We start from the raw sequence: 14089 nt of genomic DNA, 5'->3' as shown, positions 1-14089 counted from the left end.
AACTATCCATATTGAATGATTTTACAAAATACATCCAAAAGTCTGGAGGTGGCTCTGCATGAAGCTTCTGGCGGCAATAACCGTTCCAAGCGTCAGACGTCGCAAGATGAAACGCTGGCCGCGCGTTACCGGAATCATTGTTTTGGTTTTAGTTCTTTTGCTTGCCTGCGCTGGGGGATACGTATATTGGTTCGTAAATAAAAGTCTGCCTGTCGTTAAGGGGAAACTCAACATTTCTGGACTGGAAAAGGAAGTGACGGTATGGAGGGATGCTTTCGGTGTTCCGCATATCGAGGCGCAAAACGAACATGATCTCTACATGGCTCAAGGTTACGTAACGGCGCAGGACCGCATGTTCCAGATGGATTTAAGCCGTAGGCAGGCTTCCGGACAGCTTAGTGAAGTGGTGGGGGCTAAGGCTATCGACCGCGATAAATTTTTCCGTGCATTCAGTTTGCGGCGGGCGGCAGAGCTTTCTCTTGAAGCTTACTCGAAAGAGTCCATACAGGTGCTGCAATGGTATGCGGATGGCGTCAATAATTACATCACACATGCCAAAGACGCCAAGTCGTTGCCGGTCGAATTTACGATATTGGGATATGAACCCGCGGAATGGCAGCCGGTGGATTCCTTGACGATCGGCAAATACATGGCCTATGATCTGGCAGGCAACTGGGAGGGGCAGGCTTTCAGATATGCCATGGCGCAGAAGCTGTCCTCCGAGAAATTTCAGTCGCTTATGCCAACCTATCCGAAGGATGGGGCAATGATCATTCAGGCGCTGACAGAACATCCGGTCGATCTGACGGCATTGGCTGCCACTGCGGTTCCGCGGGATCCGTTTAACGGCAGCAACAACTGGGTCGTATCGGGAGAGAAATCGGCATCCGGCAAGCCGATGCTGGCCAATGACCCGCATCTGGGCCTAAGTACGCCGTCCATCTGGTATGAGACGCATCTCTCGGCGCCGGAGCTGAATGTGAGCGGGGTGATTTTTGCGGGCGTTCCAGGGATTATTCTCGGGCATAACGACACGATAGCCTGGGGAGTGACGAATCTGAGTCCGGACGTACAGGATCTCTATATTGAAAAAAGAAACCCGGACAATCCGCATCAATTCGAATATATGGGCAACTGGGAGGATGCCAAGGCTTATCAAGAGGAAATTAAGGTAAAAGGCGAGGCTCCGGTGCCGTATGAAGTTGTCGTGACCCGGCATGGGCCGATTATCTCAGAATTCGCGCATGATCAGCGGCAGGAAACGGCGCTTGCGATGAAATGGACCGCCCTGGATGCAACGACCGAGCTCGAAGCGGTTCAGATGTTCGCGAAAGCGCGAAACTGGGAGGATTTCAAGCAGGCGTTGACACATTTTGAAGCACCTGCTCAAAATTTTGTTTTTGCTTCTACGGACGGCACGATTGCCTATCGTGGGAACGGCCTGATTCCAATTCGCAAAAAAGGCGACGGTTCGGTTCCGGTACCGGGCTGGACCGATGAATATGAGTGGACGGGATATATCCCATGGGATGAACTGCCCACATCCGTGAACCCGAAGGAAGGGTTTATCGCTACGGCAAACAATAAAGTGATCGGCGACAGCTACCCGTATCATCTGACAGATGTCTGGTCCCAGCCATACCGCGAAGCGCGTATCCAGCAGGTGCTGTCTGCCAAGGATAAGCTGACCGTAGAGGATATGAAAAAACTTCAATTTGACAGCCATAACCTTCAGGCGGGAGAGTTTTTGGATGAGCTGATTGCCAAGATCAAAGAATCGCCGGATTTGCGGCAGATCGACCGCGACGCGCTTTCGCTTTTACAAGGCTGGAATAAAGTAAATGATCCGGAACAGGCTGCTCCGCTTGTCTATGAGCTGTGGATGCAGAGTTTTGATGATGTGCTGTTCAAGCCCGAAATCAACGCTGACTTGATGGAGCTGTTTAACAATAAGTCTGTCGTTAAGGATGAAATGCTCCGCAGGGCGCTTCAAGGCGAGCGGGAGCCATGGATCGACGAAAAAGGCGGAATCGAAAAGGCGGCGCTGCAGGCATTTCAGCTGGCTGTGGAACAGGCTGCTTCACTGCAGGGCAAACATCCGGACAACTGGCGATGGGGCAAGTTCCATCAGGTGGATTTTGCGCATCCTCTTGGTGCTGTGAAGCCGTTGGATCTGATTTTTAACGCCAATTCTGTCCCCATGGGCGGCGGCCGTGTCACCGTCGGGGCTGCAGGTTGGAATACAGAGAGCGGCGAAGTCATCCATGGGGCACCGTGGCGAACGGTCATCGATATGTCCGATCCGACCCGCTCGTTGAATGTGGTGGGACCCGGCCAATCCGGACATGTGCTGAGCAAGTGGTACCATGACCAGGTGAATGACTGGACTACCGGACAATACCACATCACGAGTAACGTACCGAATGATTACCGAAATGGAGGAAATGAGCTGAAATTAGTGCCAGAATGAAAGATGCGATAGATCGTCCATATTCTGTACTTTGAAGCAGCACCATGCGCTTCGTCTAACATCTTATACATGCTGCAGGGCTTTTATCCCTTGGTTGTCAAAAGTATAATAATGGGAGATAACTCTGATAACACACGACCCAGTCTAAGATAGAGCTATCTAAGGCTGAGTCGTGTGACGAATACAAGAATACATGAAAAAACCGGCCTTTCGGCCGGCCGCGATCTCGCGGAAAAGGTACTGAGGTTTTCAGATGGACATCTTCTGCAAATGCGCTTCAAGTCGGTCAAGATTTTCCTCGGTGTGTGAAGATGCGATTTTCTTGATGGCGTTGAATACGGCTTCGTCTTCGAAAAGCTGGCGCAAAGTTAGTCTGGTTGTGCCGCCTAGATACTCAAAGGTTGCCGTGAGTTGAAAATGGGGCTCACATACGTGTCGCAGCACGATCCGTTCTGGCCTGATTTCGACAAATTCGTTTTTATTGGGATACTCGACTCCGTTCGGTCCGTGCATCACAAACTCCCATATCCCTCCCGGCCGTAAATCAAATTCGTGAAAAGTGTTCGTGAACCCGTTCGGACCCCACCACTGTGCCAAATGCTCGGGCTTTGTCCAGGCTTCATAAACGAGAGCAGGGGATGCATTTATCACCCTCGTTGTTACCAATTCGTATTCTTCTGCAGCGCTGATTTCGTTGTTTGCCGCACGGTTTTCCGTCATGCCCGTTCCTCCCTCGCATGTTAAAGTAGGCTAGCCGATCTCCAACTGCACACCCAACTTGTCCAGCATCTCCTTGGTGCCGTGCTCACGCTGAGCCGGCGTATCGTGGCCGTCCAGGAAGACGCCTTGCTCGGTGAAAATCAGCTTTGTTCCTTCATCCTCCGCCTTGAACTCGACGGTCGTTGCGGAAATGGAAATCCGCGTCTCATCCATATCCAAAGTATAGGTATAAACGATGCGCTCGTCCGGTACAATGTCGTGGTACCGGGCATCGAAGGTAAACACCGGTCCGCCGGGAGGCCCTCCTTGACTGCTTTCTCCACCGCCGACACGGAAGTCAATTCGTCGGCATCCTTGTCGAGGAGGTCGCCCAGCAGGTCTAGGCGATGCTCCCAATTCATCCAACGTTCGAGGATCATTTTTTCTTGGCTCTTTTTCATCATTTCTAATAATTTTGTAAAATCTTCGACCGTCACTGGTTGTTTCAAAAGCATCAGGTCGGAAACGGATTCCAATTCGGCCAAAAGCTTTTGTTGCATCCGGATCGTTTCTTTCAGACGGGCGACTTGCAGCGACACGATTTGCAGCGGACTAAAGTGACCGCCGGTTACTACGGACTTAATTTCCTCAAGCGATAAGCCGAGCTCTTTTAACGACAAAATTTGCTGCAATCTCGACAGGTCGGCCTCGTTATACAGCCTGTGCCCCGAATCGGAATACGCCGAAGGAGAAAACAAGCCAATCTGATCGTAAAATCTCAATGTTCGTAACGTGAGTCCTGTGAGCTTAGCAAGCTCTCCCACTTTCCAAAGCTGCTTCATAATCACCTCTTTTTTGCTGCGCATCTATTGCCGGCAAATATACTATAAAACATGACGTTACGTCATGTGCAAGTGTTGCCACCTGAAACGATTATCGTAATTCGAGAAGTAGAAATGCGAACAAAGCAATATAAAAGAGATTATGCTGGACTTTATAAACACATTAAATGACTTCGGGATTAAAGACGCTGAAATAATTTCTGCTTTTAGTGGACTAGAATGGGAGATGGATGAGGATGGCGCTATTTATGTGAGTGAGGGAGAAGTAACAAAAGAACTTATGATCGCTGGTCAACTTATACACATTCGTCCTTTTGTAATGGGCTGGACTTCAAAAAGCTATAAAGAATTGCAGCAATCTTGGCTTGAAGTTAGCCTTCTCCTTTGGACAGAGGAGATTGTACAATGTCATTTCGATTACGTATTAAGAGAAGAACATAGATTAGTGATTTGGAAGTTAATGAATGCATTCTCAGATTTCCCTATTCAAGCTGGTGTGTATTTTACTAATGAAGCAACGGATGGTCGTCCTTGGGAAGCCTTAATGCAGAACGACTTGGATAATATTTGGATGTTTGATGCTGCAATAATAAATAAAGGCAATATGGAATATTACCAAGTTATTGATGAGAACGCTTGTACGCAAGTGTGAATAAAGGTAAAATATAACTACAATTGAATCTTGGGTGGGCATGGTTTCTCTTCGAGAGGATGTGAAGCCATGGAAGTGAAAGATGCATTAACGATCATGTTCCTCTTTGGAACGTTCATTCTTGCTCTTTTAACATACATCAATAATAACAACAAGAAAAAGTAAAAACCCACCCAAAGGTTGAGGCCAGAGGTGGGTTTTGTTCCTATACGACTTAGAAGGGAATAAACCATCCAAGCCAATTGTACTGACCAAGTGTTCGCAGCACTTGGTCTTTATTACATATATAATAACACAATGAAAAAAATGTATCAAAGCGTGCCCTCAGATCCACATACTAACGTTCACTTAGGTCAGTGAGGGTTCGTGAATCTCGGGTTCATGGATACATGTAAAAGTTCTGAAAACAATAATTGGAGGTCGAAGTCATAGCAGCACCAACATTTATTGATAACATTTTTTCACCTTTAGTTTCATATACAGAAGGAGCAAAAGAGAAGTTTGGGGCTTCAGCTGCGTCTATTGTGATCATTCAGGACAACAAAATGTTAACAGAATGGTATTCTGGAACGCATCATTTTAAGAATGGATCACTCGTAGTGACACATGATTCAATGTTTAACTTGTATTCCCTAAGGAAGACATATGTCGGACTCGCTACAGCAATTGCTGTTGTAGAAAGTGAATTGTCTGTTGACCGAAAAGTTTCTGATGTGCTCACAAACAGGCCTGAATACGAGTTGGGCAATACCACAATAAGAGATTTAGCAACCAAATCAGGTGCGAAATATTTTGGGCCAAATCGTATTGAACGTGAGGAAGTAGCGCGTGACCTCATCAAAGAACTTACCGAATTTAATATTGCTCAACTAATTACATAACGAGTATTGAAACCTATGAAGTTAACGAATACGGAGTGGATTTCGGTACCTAAAGAAAATTTAGTTTGTGATTTTCAAGCTGCGGACGGCTATGCATCTGTTCGAATTGAGTCCAATGAAGGTCATGAAAGAAATCTGTATTCAAGTGCGAGAGACCTGGCGCAGTGGGGGAATTTACATCTGAATAGAGGTTTGATCAATCATAGTCAGTTAGTACCTGTTGAAGTATTTACGCTCATTGAACAATTGCGAATTGACACGAAGATCAGAATTCTTTTAATGAAATATTTTATAACTGCCTTCAAGGAAAATGATATTGTGCGCATTATTAGAATTCACATATGATTGGGGAAAGGAATCAATACACGGACTTCAATTCTATGATAAACCTGATAATCCATGGAAGAGATGTGCTCAAATCATGTATATGGGAAAGATTTATGTATAGTCGATAAATTTGCAGCAGTCAAAGCTAGATTATTTATAGGAGGTTACGTATCAAAATGACAGGTACATTTATGCCTTTGATTAAGAAACATAAATTCAATATATTTATTTTGCTTATGTCATTGTAAGTGACAATATATATGTTACTCTTTCTTCTTCCTTATGCTGATCAGAATGAATTTTTTTCTGTAAATGGAATGCCAGGAAGCGAGAAAGTTATGGAATACAAGCTCCTTATGTTTTTTGGCCCTTAGTAAAATGGGCTTTGGAATGCTAGGGATCGTGGTAGAGACTATTATTCTTCCCCTAGTTGTTCTTCCATTAAGCTTACTTATTGGTACAAAAAAGGACGAACGATATGTAAATAAACATAAAGAAGTTTGATGAATATACAGTTTGTCTAAGGAAAGTGTTGATTATTGAAGTGAATACATAATTGAACTAAGAAATCCATGCAATTATATAATACATCAAAGGGTGTGAATCATTTGCAGAAAATTCGAAGAACAAAAGAAATAGAGGGCATAACTGTACCCGGGATTATAAATAATGGTGGTCATTATTTTTATATCAATGTTGACGTTTATGAAGATGGCATGTCAAATTGCTGGGAGCTTGTAGATTTGAATGGACTTAAAAATAAGCTCAGGTCTAATTGGTTAAACCCATCAATTCCAGAAAACGAAAGTCTGTCTATACATGGTTTAGGGATGTATACCGTTCAAGAAGCTGAATGGAAATTTGATAAGTCTAAATACTACAAACATATAAGAAACAAAGTAAAAACTCTTAACCCTAACTTTGAAAATATCTATGAAATCACTTCTTGGCAAAAACAATTGGCAAAGAAAAGACAAATTATGTACATGCCTAGAGCTACTAATTATTATGTTGAGCGTGAAATGTTTTATGAAACAATAGATGGCGATGCATTCTCCATCTTCATGAAATATGAAGATAAAAATTATTTAGTAAATCTAGTTGTTTATAAGAATGGGTTAGTTGTTTGCTATTTCCAGGCGAATGAACTTACCTTTCGGTTTGAGGAGATTTCTGAACTCTTTGCAAATGGAACGTTCTTTACAAGCTTTAATGAACCAACAAAAATCATTTTATCTGATCTTGGTGAAGTAACATTTTCACAAGTCGCCTATTCAACAGATATTAAAGATAAATATGTCGAGTTGGTCGATATTTATAAAAAACTTAAAGGCGAGAAGACGTCTTTAGAAGAGTGTAAAGAAGCATATTATCAGTATCTAGAAGATCCGATTGAGTTTTATCGACAAAATCTAAAAGTAAAATATGAACTTGTACCCGAACATGAAAGAATGTTCTTAGGCGATATGGATAGTAAAGATTGGGATTATCAGAGAATAATTTACAGACCCGACGAAAAGCGTGAAGTTTAAGTGACCCGAAGAAGGCAGGGGCATCTTATAACACTATGTTCACACATCGATCCATTCGGCCTTTGATCAGGCAGGAGTTAGATGTAGGTTCATAGATTGGCCGTAGCAGGGATGTAGGTTCAGACGGATACATCCGCATGACCTAACCACATCACGCCGCACCTGCGGGGCTTAAGTTGGTGGGAAGTCGTGGACATATTAACACGTTATCTGAAATCGGCGAAAAGTTTAAATATGATAAAATTATATCAAACAAAACGATGGAGAAAGATTTGAAGGAGGTAGATCGTATGAAATGGCAAGAAGTAAGGGAGCTATTTCCTGATCAATTTGTTCTGGTTTCCATTCTTAATTATCATGAGGAGGGCAACAAAAAAATAATAGATGAAGTTGCACCGATTCGCTCTATATCAGAGCAGGATGCTAATAAGGAATTTTTTCAAGTAGAGCCTGGAAGCTTGGTGTATCACACTTCAAATCAAGACTTTGTGATCCATCTTCGTAGAGATCCGTTAATAAGAGTGAGACGTAGTAAAGATGAAAATTAACTACAACGGACAGTTAATTACAACATCGATTACTGTTAAATTCAGAGGGGAAATATTGAGAATAGATGATGTTATTATAGACACGGGGTCTTCACATACTATAATAAGTCCTGATATTTTGGAGGAAATAGGTGTGACCTACGAAACAGGGGACTCCATATATGAAGCGTATGGGATAGGTGGAAGCGTACCTTTCTACACAAAAATTATGGACAGGATAGAAATAGGTACAAAAAGTATTGAGGATATAGAAATTGACGTTGGAATACTACCCAAAGATCATAAAGGATTACTAGGTTTGGACATTTTAAAACAACATAACTTTATTGTAGATTTGAAAAAATTAGAACTACGCAACTGAGCAATGGATTGAATGGAACACTTTATTAGTGTAATCGGGGAAGTCGCCGACATATAACAATGCATCTATGCTACGGGGCTTAACGCCCCTTAGGTATCAGATAGGAAAGCACAGAAGAATAATCAGACAACACACGACCCGGCCTAAGATAAGAGCTATCTGAGGCCGGGTCGCGTCGTAGATGCGGAAACGTTATGAGAAATTCGGAGAGATGCTAATTCTAAATTGAGGTGATCCTTTTGTCAGAGGATAATCAATTATTATTCGAAATTGTCTCTGATTTTATCATGAGATTTAAGAAGACGGGAGGACACGATTTGATTCGAGAACTACTGGAAAGATGTTCACGATCAACTTGGCGCACTCAGGGAGGATTAATATCGAGAAATAGTATAGAGGATAATCTGCGTGTATGATCGGGCTACATAGATGCAATAGAAGAGCTATTTATGCCAGTTAGAAAAAAACTAGAGGAGTTAGAGAGTCAGAAAACTCTAAATGAAGAAAGGTATCATGAGGATTTTAATAAGGCATATGAATTTTTATTAGAGAAATTTACTCTTGATAGACATCCGACACTTCGAATATGGAGAAATCGGAATCCTGTTAATATAGCAGAAGTACCACAATGTCTAGCGAATATTAGGCATGTAAAACGATTAGAGATTACAGAACCATCGTATGTTTATTTTCTCTTAATGGGAGAGGAAATTGTTTACGTTGGTCAGACAACTTCGCCATGGCCTGCCCGAATATTACAGCACTTAAAAAGTGGAGATAAAGAATTTGACGATGTTTGGTACCTTGAAGTTGATAGGCCATCAGTTTCTCGTGTTGAAACCGAATTCATTAGAAAGTTTCAACCCAAATACAATCGCGCTAAAGTAGGTAACGTTCATAGAGAACGGTGATTTATAGGAGGGTCTTAATAAAAGAAGCGTTCCCGCAGGGTGAGTTGGTAAGAAGTACTTTAAAGAAGGCTTTGTTTGAAAAAAATTAATGGTTTAGAAGGTGGTAAGTTATGAACTTGCTTGCAAAGGAAACGGTAGATGAATTGTTGGCAGCAATGGACACTTATAAAATTATTGCGCAAGAACTCATTGACAAATTAATATTGGAAACTGACCAGCCTGAAAAATCTGAGATTATAAAAGGAGATTACTACTTAATTTCAAATGCAGAATTACTAAACGATAATGAATTTTTAACCGGTAATTGGTACTTTGATGTTCATGGAGAGCATTGCATGTTTGAAAATGTAGAAACTGGACAACAATTGGAAGTTTCTCTCGGGAACATAGACAATGTTGGAAATGTTGATCCCTATTTTTTTTACAACTTCTTGAAATCAACTGATCATTTTAAACACTTAATTCAATATTTCAAAAATCCATTTGATGATATGTTGAATCTTTTTGAAATATTAGCAAAGCGAAAAGTGCTTATACATATTCATGGTGTTGAATACAGAAAGATTTAGATCATTGTGGAGCATCCGTATCCAGTAAGACAATATTGAGAAGAATTGATGTATTCTTGTAAGATAAAGGAAGAGAGACAATAGGAAGCAAAGATTTCGAAGAAGTACGAACCAGCGTATAAAACACCGTATTCCTGCTTCGTCCGTACGCTCCTAGGTCTGTCCGAGGTATTGCAGAGCAGCGAATTCAGGCAGCCAACATTGCTCGTGCTAAGTCCGATGGGAAAAGCGCGAGCGCGCCTTATGCCCTTTTGGGTTCATAGATACTAGAACATTGGACGATACCATAGCAACGACTGTTAAAATAGACTTTAACAGCAGAGCCTATATAAAAAAGCTGGCCGTAGCCGTTTGTGAAATCGTGTCGGAAACTGAAACGTCGTATCGAGGAAAAAGTGATATGTCGTGCTTGTCAGCCATCACTTTCATCAAGCAGCTCACTCTAGTTGTCAACGTAAAAATACCTCCACTGTTGTCTTACTTAACAGCATATTCTTTAAGATTATTCATGATTATGAAAAGATTTAGAGTATTCAAGTAGATATACATAATTTTAGGGGGGGATGTAGTTTGACCGAAAGATTACATTTAGAACGTGTTGGAGTAGAAGATCCTATAGATGAAAGCAGTATGTCTGGGTTTGGGTTGCTTGCTTTGTTCCAATGCCATGTTGAATATCACTTTAGTACTGAGGACATGAGTGTGGAAGAAGCAGAAATATATATTCAAAACGTACTTAATCATTTGCCGGATGAAACGATTAATGAGATTTGTAACAAAGCATGCGAGTGGAAAAATCTTAAAATGTCCAGTGATACGGCTGACTATCCTAGTGGCTTAGCCGAGACTTATGGTAGAGATATTTTGGCCTTTATGTCGGTTGGGGATGTTGAGCTATATCGAAATCCTTACGACCGAAATGATCATACATTCGGAGCGATTCTGAGTGGGGGGACAGAATGGGATTCTGAAAATGGGATGGAGATTGTTATACGAGGCAGTGAGGTTCTTGAAGTGCGTGATTATTTAGGTTACGGCAAATTTGCAATTTGGAATGAATCCGACGGAAATGAATCATAAGTCACTAGCCGCGGCCAACTCCTTATTCAATAGCAGGACTATCGCCTTTTTATTGTTAGATGTATAATAATGGAATAAGGTCGCACTATAAACGCCTCAGCCTAGATGAAAGAGATCTTAGGTTGGGGCGTTTCGTACATACAAAACTATAAGTCTTTATCATAGATACCCATCATAGTGGGTTTAACAAGGCCTATGGATTTATGGGGACTTTTATTATTCTGAAAGACATTTTTTAAACATAAAATGAATGATGACTTTGTAAGGAAGAGCCGCAAAATACAAAGAAAGGGAGATTTCTATGGAACTTCAAGAAATCAAGCAAAATTTAATAGAGACCAGAGTCGAATTATTTGGAATTCTTAATGGATTGACTGGAGAGCAATTAAACAAACGGAAAGATGAAAGCAGCTGGAGTATTGCTCAGGTATGCCAGCACTTAAGTAAGACGGAAGAATTATATGTGTTGGCAATACGGACAGGTTTGCAGAGCAATGAGGAATCTTTGGTTGGAAATAAATCATTAGACTTTCTCCTTGATCGAAGCCAAAAGATTGACGCACCTGAAATTGCTAAACCAACGGATGAATATTTACAGTATCAAGCGATCATAGAGAGACTAAATCATTCAAGGCAGCAGTTGCTTGAGTTATTAAATACAATAGAAGACCCGTCAGTGCTGAGTAAAAGACATTTTAAACACCCGGTCTTCAAAGAGATGTTATTAATTGAATGGGTTCAATCCATATACATGCATGAACAAAGACATATCAAACAAATTCATGAAATGATAGATGGATTTAAGTAAGGATTTGCCGGATGTGTAGTTGTAGTTGGGATTTAGTTGCTTCGAAGCACCAGCCTAAGATAATGCTATCTAAGGCTGTTTTTTTTATGAATGGCATAGCTCCTAGCCACTTGAGTTCGAAGTTCGAAGTGTATCAGCATTGCACGTTATCGATTATTCCTAAATTAAGCAAGGTAAAAAAGCAATTGGAGTTATAGGAGCGTTTTATAGTAAAGTAAATGAAACCTAGGAATAGTGAGGACATGAAGATGACGAAGAAGTTATATTACGAATCCGCTTATATCCGAGAGTGGAATACACGAATCACACGTAAACTGGAGCGGGAGAACGGAACATATCTGATATTAAATGAGACGGCCTTTTATCCACACGGCGGAGGGCAGCCCTGTGACCTGGGGTGGATCGATAAAATTCCGGTTCTTGATGTCGTTCTTGAGGAAGGAGAAATTCTGCATAAAGTCGAGCGTTTTCCTGAGTAGGAAGAGGTCGGCTGCCGATTGAATTGGGATAGAAGGTTCGACCATATGCAGCATCATAGCGGCCAGCATTTGCTGTCAGCCATGTGTCTGGAGGTATGCCAGGCGGAAACGCTTAGTTTTCACCTAGGTCAGGATTACGCCACCATTGATATTGCCCGACCTGATCTGCCTCTGGATCAGCTCATGATGCTGGAGTTGGAGGTAAATGATCAGATTTACCTTAATCGCAAGGTAACGAATTATGTTGTGAACCAGGAGCAAGCTGCCGTCCTGTCGCTAGTGAAGCAGCCAAAGGTAACCGACGATATCCGGATCGTTGAAATCGAAGGTATCGAGTATAACGCCTGCGGTGGCACACATGTCTTGGCAACGGGTGAAATCGGAATGATCAAACTGCTGAGAGTAGAGAAGCAGAAGGGGAATATGCGTATCTATTTTAAATGTGGATATCGTGCGTTGAACGAATTTAATGCCGGAATGGAGATCCTCGGCAGTCTATCGGCCCGGTTCAATACGGCAAAGGAAGAGATTCTGGATCGGATTGAAAAATGGGATCAAGAGCAGAAGCAGCTCCAAGCTGAATTGAACGCGGTGAAGGCTGAGAATGACGCTTATTTGGCTGGGAAGCTATTGGCAGATTGTCAGGGCAGCCTAATTAAGCACGTATTTATGGATAAGTCACTGAAGGATATGCAGAACTTGGCGGTAAAGCCCACCGACCAAGCTGATCTGGTCGTGCTCTTCGTGTCCAATGCAGACCATAAGGTGCTGCTCGCCCAAGGAGGAGAGGGTGGACTAGCCTGCGGTGCGTTCTTCAAACAGCATTTGGGCGATTATCGCGGCAAAGGCGGAGGCAGCGACAAGATGGCACAGGCCGGTTTTGCCACCAGAGAGGATGCCGAGGCGTTTTGCCATTTTACAGCGCAGTCATTACAAGGGGAATAGATTTGATCTTTTCTTTTTTAGAAAGAGTTCATATCGTGATTTCTTCCACTTCGTATCAGAAAACGATTTTCTGTAAACAAATATTGATATATACCTAAACCATCATGAGTAAAAACGATATAGAGGAAGCGAATATGACAAAGGGAATGAAAATGAATCCTAAGGTTGATATTTTTTTAAGTAAGACGAATAAATGGCAGGAAGAAACGGAGAAGTTGAGATCGATCATACTTGACTGTCAGCTGACCGAAGAATTGAAGTGGGGGAAACCTTGTTACACGTTTGAGGGAAGTAACATCGTTATCATACAAGGATTTAAAGAATTCTGTGCGCTTATGTTTTTCAAAGGTGTGTTATTACATGATCCCAACGGCATTTTAGTCCAAATTGGGGAGAATACGCAGGCGGGCCGCCAGATTCGATTCACCAATGTTCAAGAAATCGTTGAGATGGATACCATCTTGAAAGCCTATATTCATGAAGCCATTGAAGTGGAAAAAGCCGGTTTGAAAGTGGATTTTAAAAAGAGTACGGATCTCATACTTCCTGAAGAATTTCAAAACAAATTAGATGAAAATCCCGCCTTGAAAACGGCTTTTGAAGCATTAACGCCGGGACGGCAGAGAGCATATGTTATGCACTTCTCTGCACCCAAACAATCCAAAACTCGGGAGTCAAGGGTTGAAAAATGTGTACAGCAAATCCTCAATGGAAAAGGCTTAAATGATCGGTAAACGCGATGAGAAATAAATGAATCAAATTGATAAGTAAGAGCCACATTGCCCTCTAGCTTTGCCTCGGACGATAACAGCGACTATACGGAAAGCTTGTTGCACTTTGGTTACCCAAATTGACTTCGCAACTTCGTATAGTCGCAAACGTGAATCGAAAAAGGTTGAACGATAACGCCTTTTATATCCCCCTCATCACGATTCCTATCAATCCCATCTTGGAGCACGAGTATGATGATCCGTTTAGATAACGT

General features: G+C 42.1%; 14 protein-coding genes and 3 pseudogenes. 14 read left to right on the top strand and 3 right to left on the bottom strand.

Features of this window, described 5'->3' with window-relative positions:
- The first annotated feature begins 58 nt into the window (after positions 1 to 58).
- Positions 59 to 2470, top strand: coding sequence for a penicillin acylase family protein (locus LQV63_RS24700; protein ID WP_233698674.1), 2412 nt, complete (start codon positions 59 to 61; stop codon positions 2468 to 2470).
- A 249-nt stretch (positions 2471 to 2719) separates the two neighbouring features.
- On the opposite strand, the gene LQV63_RS24695 is transcribed toward LQV63_RS24700, so the two are convergent.
- The 3 genes and pseudogenes from LQV63_RS24695 to LQV63_RS24685 all read right to left on the bottom strand — a co-directional run.
- Entirely contained in the window at positions 2720 to 3190 is a 471-nt protein-coding gene (locus tag LQV63_RS24695; protein WP_233698673.1) for an SRPBCC family protein, read from the bottom strand.
- Positions 3191 to 3220: 30 nt separating this feature from the next.
- Positions 3221 to 3529 (bottom strand): annotated as a pseudogene (locus LQV63_RS24690) (SRPBCC family protein); the annotation flags it as partial.
- An 11-nt stretch (positions 3530 to 3540) separates the two neighbouring features.
- Positions 3541 to 4011: pseudogene (locus LQV63_RS24685) on the bottom strand (MerR family transcriptional regulator); the annotation flags it as partial.
- Positions 4012 to 4153: 142 nt separating this feature from the next.
- Between LQV63_RS24685 and LQV63_RS24680 the strand changes: the two are divergent.
- The 13 genes and pseudogenes from LQV63_RS24680 to LQV63_RS24620 all read left to right on the top strand — a co-directional run bounded on the left by LQV63_RS24680 (position 4154) and on the right by LQV63_RS24620 (position 13838).
- Positions 4154 to 4663 carry a hypothetical protein gene (locus LQV63_RS24680; protein WP_233698672.1) on the top strand — a complete coding sequence of 170 codons (510 nt, stop codon included), beginning with the start codon at positions 4154 to 4156 and terminating at the stop codon, positions 4661 to 4663.
- 69 nt (positions 4664 to 4732) lie between these two features.
- Positions 4733 to 4828, top strand: coding sequence for a competence inhibitor ComI (gene comI, locus LQV63_RS24675; protein WP_019419116.1), 96 nt, complete (start codon positions 4733 to 4735; stop codon positions 4826 to 4828).
- Positions 4829 to 5076: 248 nt separating this feature from the next.
- Complete coding sequence (locus LQV63_RS24670) at positions 5077 to 5544, top strand: serine hydrolase domain-containing protein (RefSeq protein ID WP_233698671.1); 468 nt, start codon at positions 5077 to 5079, stop codon at positions 5542 to 5544.
- 15 nt (positions 5545 to 5559) lie between these two features.
- Entirely contained in the window at positions 5560 to 5889 is a 330-nt protein-coding gene (locus LQV63_RS24665) for a hypothetical protein (RefSeq protein ID WP_233698670.1), read from the top strand.
- A 590-nt stretch (positions 5890 to 6479) separates the two neighbouring features.
- A complete protein-coding gene (locus LQV63_RS24660; RefSeq protein ID WP_233698669.1) occupies positions 6480 to 7403 on the top strand; it encodes a DUF7638 domain-containing protein in 924 nt (307 codons plus the stop codon).
- A gap of 290 nt (positions 7404 to 7693) precedes the next feature.
- Entirely contained in the window at positions 7694 to 7951 is a 258-nt protein-coding gene (locus LQV63_RS24655; protein WP_233698668.1) for a hypothetical protein, read from the top strand.
- Positions 7941 to 8312, top strand: a complete 372-nt coding sequence (locus tag LQV63_RS24650) for a retropepsin-like aspartic protease (RefSeq protein ID WP_233698667.1) — start codon at positions 7941 to 7943, stop codon at positions 8310 to 8312. Before LQV63_RS24655 ends, LQV63_RS24650 begins: the two co-directional genes overlap by 11 nt.
- A gap of 449 nt (positions 8313 to 8761) precedes the next feature.
- Positions 8762 to 9223 (top strand): hypothetical protein, encoded by a 462-nt coding sequence (locus LQV63_RS24645; RefSeq protein WP_233698666.1) that lies wholly within the window; start codon positions 8762 to 8764, stop codon positions 9221 to 9223.
- 110 nt (positions 9224 to 9333) lie between these two features.
- On the top strand, positions 9334 to 9792 hold the full coding sequence (locus tag LQV63_RS24640; protein WP_233698665.1) for a DUF6896 domain-containing protein: 459 nt from the start codon (positions 9334 to 9336) through the stop codon (positions 9790 to 9792).
- A 570-nt stretch (positions 9793 to 10362) separates the two neighbouring features.
- On the top strand, positions 10363 to 10872 hold the full coding sequence (locus tag LQV63_RS24635; protein ID WP_233698664.1) for a DUF6985 domain-containing protein: 510 nt from the start codon (positions 10363 to 10365) through the stop codon (positions 10870 to 10872).
- Positions 10873 to 11173: 301 nt separating this feature from the next.
- Complete coding sequence (locus LQV63_RS24630; protein WP_233698663.1) at positions 11174 to 11680, top strand: DinB family protein; 507 nt, start codon at positions 11174 to 11176, stop codon at positions 11678 to 11680.
- Between the two features lie 248 nt (positions 11681 to 11928).
- Positions 11929 to 13104 (top strand): annotated as a pseudogene (locus LQV63_RS24625) (alanyl-tRNA editing protein).
- A gap of 134 nt (positions 13105 to 13238) precedes the next feature.
- Positions 13239 to 13838, top strand: coding sequence for a YdeI/OmpD-associated family protein (locus tag LQV63_RS24620; protein WP_233698662.1), 600 nt, complete (start codon positions 13239 to 13241; stop codon positions 13836 to 13838).
- Positions 13839 to 14089 lie beyond the last annotated feature (251 nt).

This window comes from Paenibacillus profundus (genome assembly GCF_021369635.1).
GTDB classification, from domain to species: domain Bacteria; phylum Bacillota; class Bacilli; order Paenibacillales; family Paenibacillaceae; genus Paenibacillus_B; species Paenibacillus_B profundus.
This window is presented reverse-complemented; position numbering and strand designations above follow the sequence as displayed.

What these genes read in the sequence shown, in the direction of transcription:
- LQV63_RS24700 (WP_233698674.1), top strand. Translation starts at nt 59, where the DNA reads ATGAAGCTTCTGGCGGCAATAACCGTTCCAAGCGTCAGACGTCGCAAG.
- LQV63_RS24695 (WP_233698673.1), bottom strand. Translation starts at nt 3,190, where the DNA reads ATGACGGAAAACCGTGCGGCAAACAACGAAATCAGCGCTGCAGAAGAA.
- LQV63_RS24680 (WP_233698672.1), top strand. Translation starts at nt 4,154, where the DNA reads ATGCTGGACTTTATAAACACATTAAATGACTTCGGGATTAAAGACGCT.
- comI (WP_019419116.1), top strand. Translation starts at nt 4,733, where the DNA reads ATGGAAGTGAAAGATGCATTAACGATCATGTTCCTCTTTGGAACGTTC.
- LQV63_RS24665 (WP_233698670.1), top strand. Translation starts at nt 5,560, where the DNA reads ATGAAGTTAACGAATACGGAGTGGATTTCGGTACCTAAAGAAAATTTA.
- LQV63_RS24655 (WP_233698668.1), top strand. Translation starts at nt 7,694, where the DNA reads ATGAAATGGCAAGAAGTAAGGGAGCTATTTCCTGATCAATTTGTTCTG.
- LQV63_RS24650 (WP_233698667.1), top strand. Translation starts at nt 7,941, where the DNA reads ATGAAAATTAACTACAACGGACAGTTAATTACAACATCGATTACTGTT.
- LQV63_RS24645 (WP_233698666.1), top strand. Translation starts at nt 8,762, where the DNA reads ATGCCAGTTAGAAAAAAACTAGAGGAGTTAGAGAGTCAGAAAACTCTA.
- LQV63_RS24640 (WP_233698665.1), top strand. Translation starts at nt 9,334, where the DNA reads ATGAACTTGCTTGCAAAGGAAACGGTAGATGAATTGTTGGCAGCAATG.
- LQV63_RS24630 (WP_233698663.1), top strand. Translation starts at nt 11,174, where the DNA reads ATGGAACTTCAAGAAATCAAGCAAAATTTAATAGAGACCAGAGTCGAA.
- LQV63_RS24620 (WP_233698662.1), top strand. Translation starts at nt 13,239, where the DNA reads ATGACAAAGGGAATGAAAATGAATCCTAAGGTTGATATTTTTTTAAGT.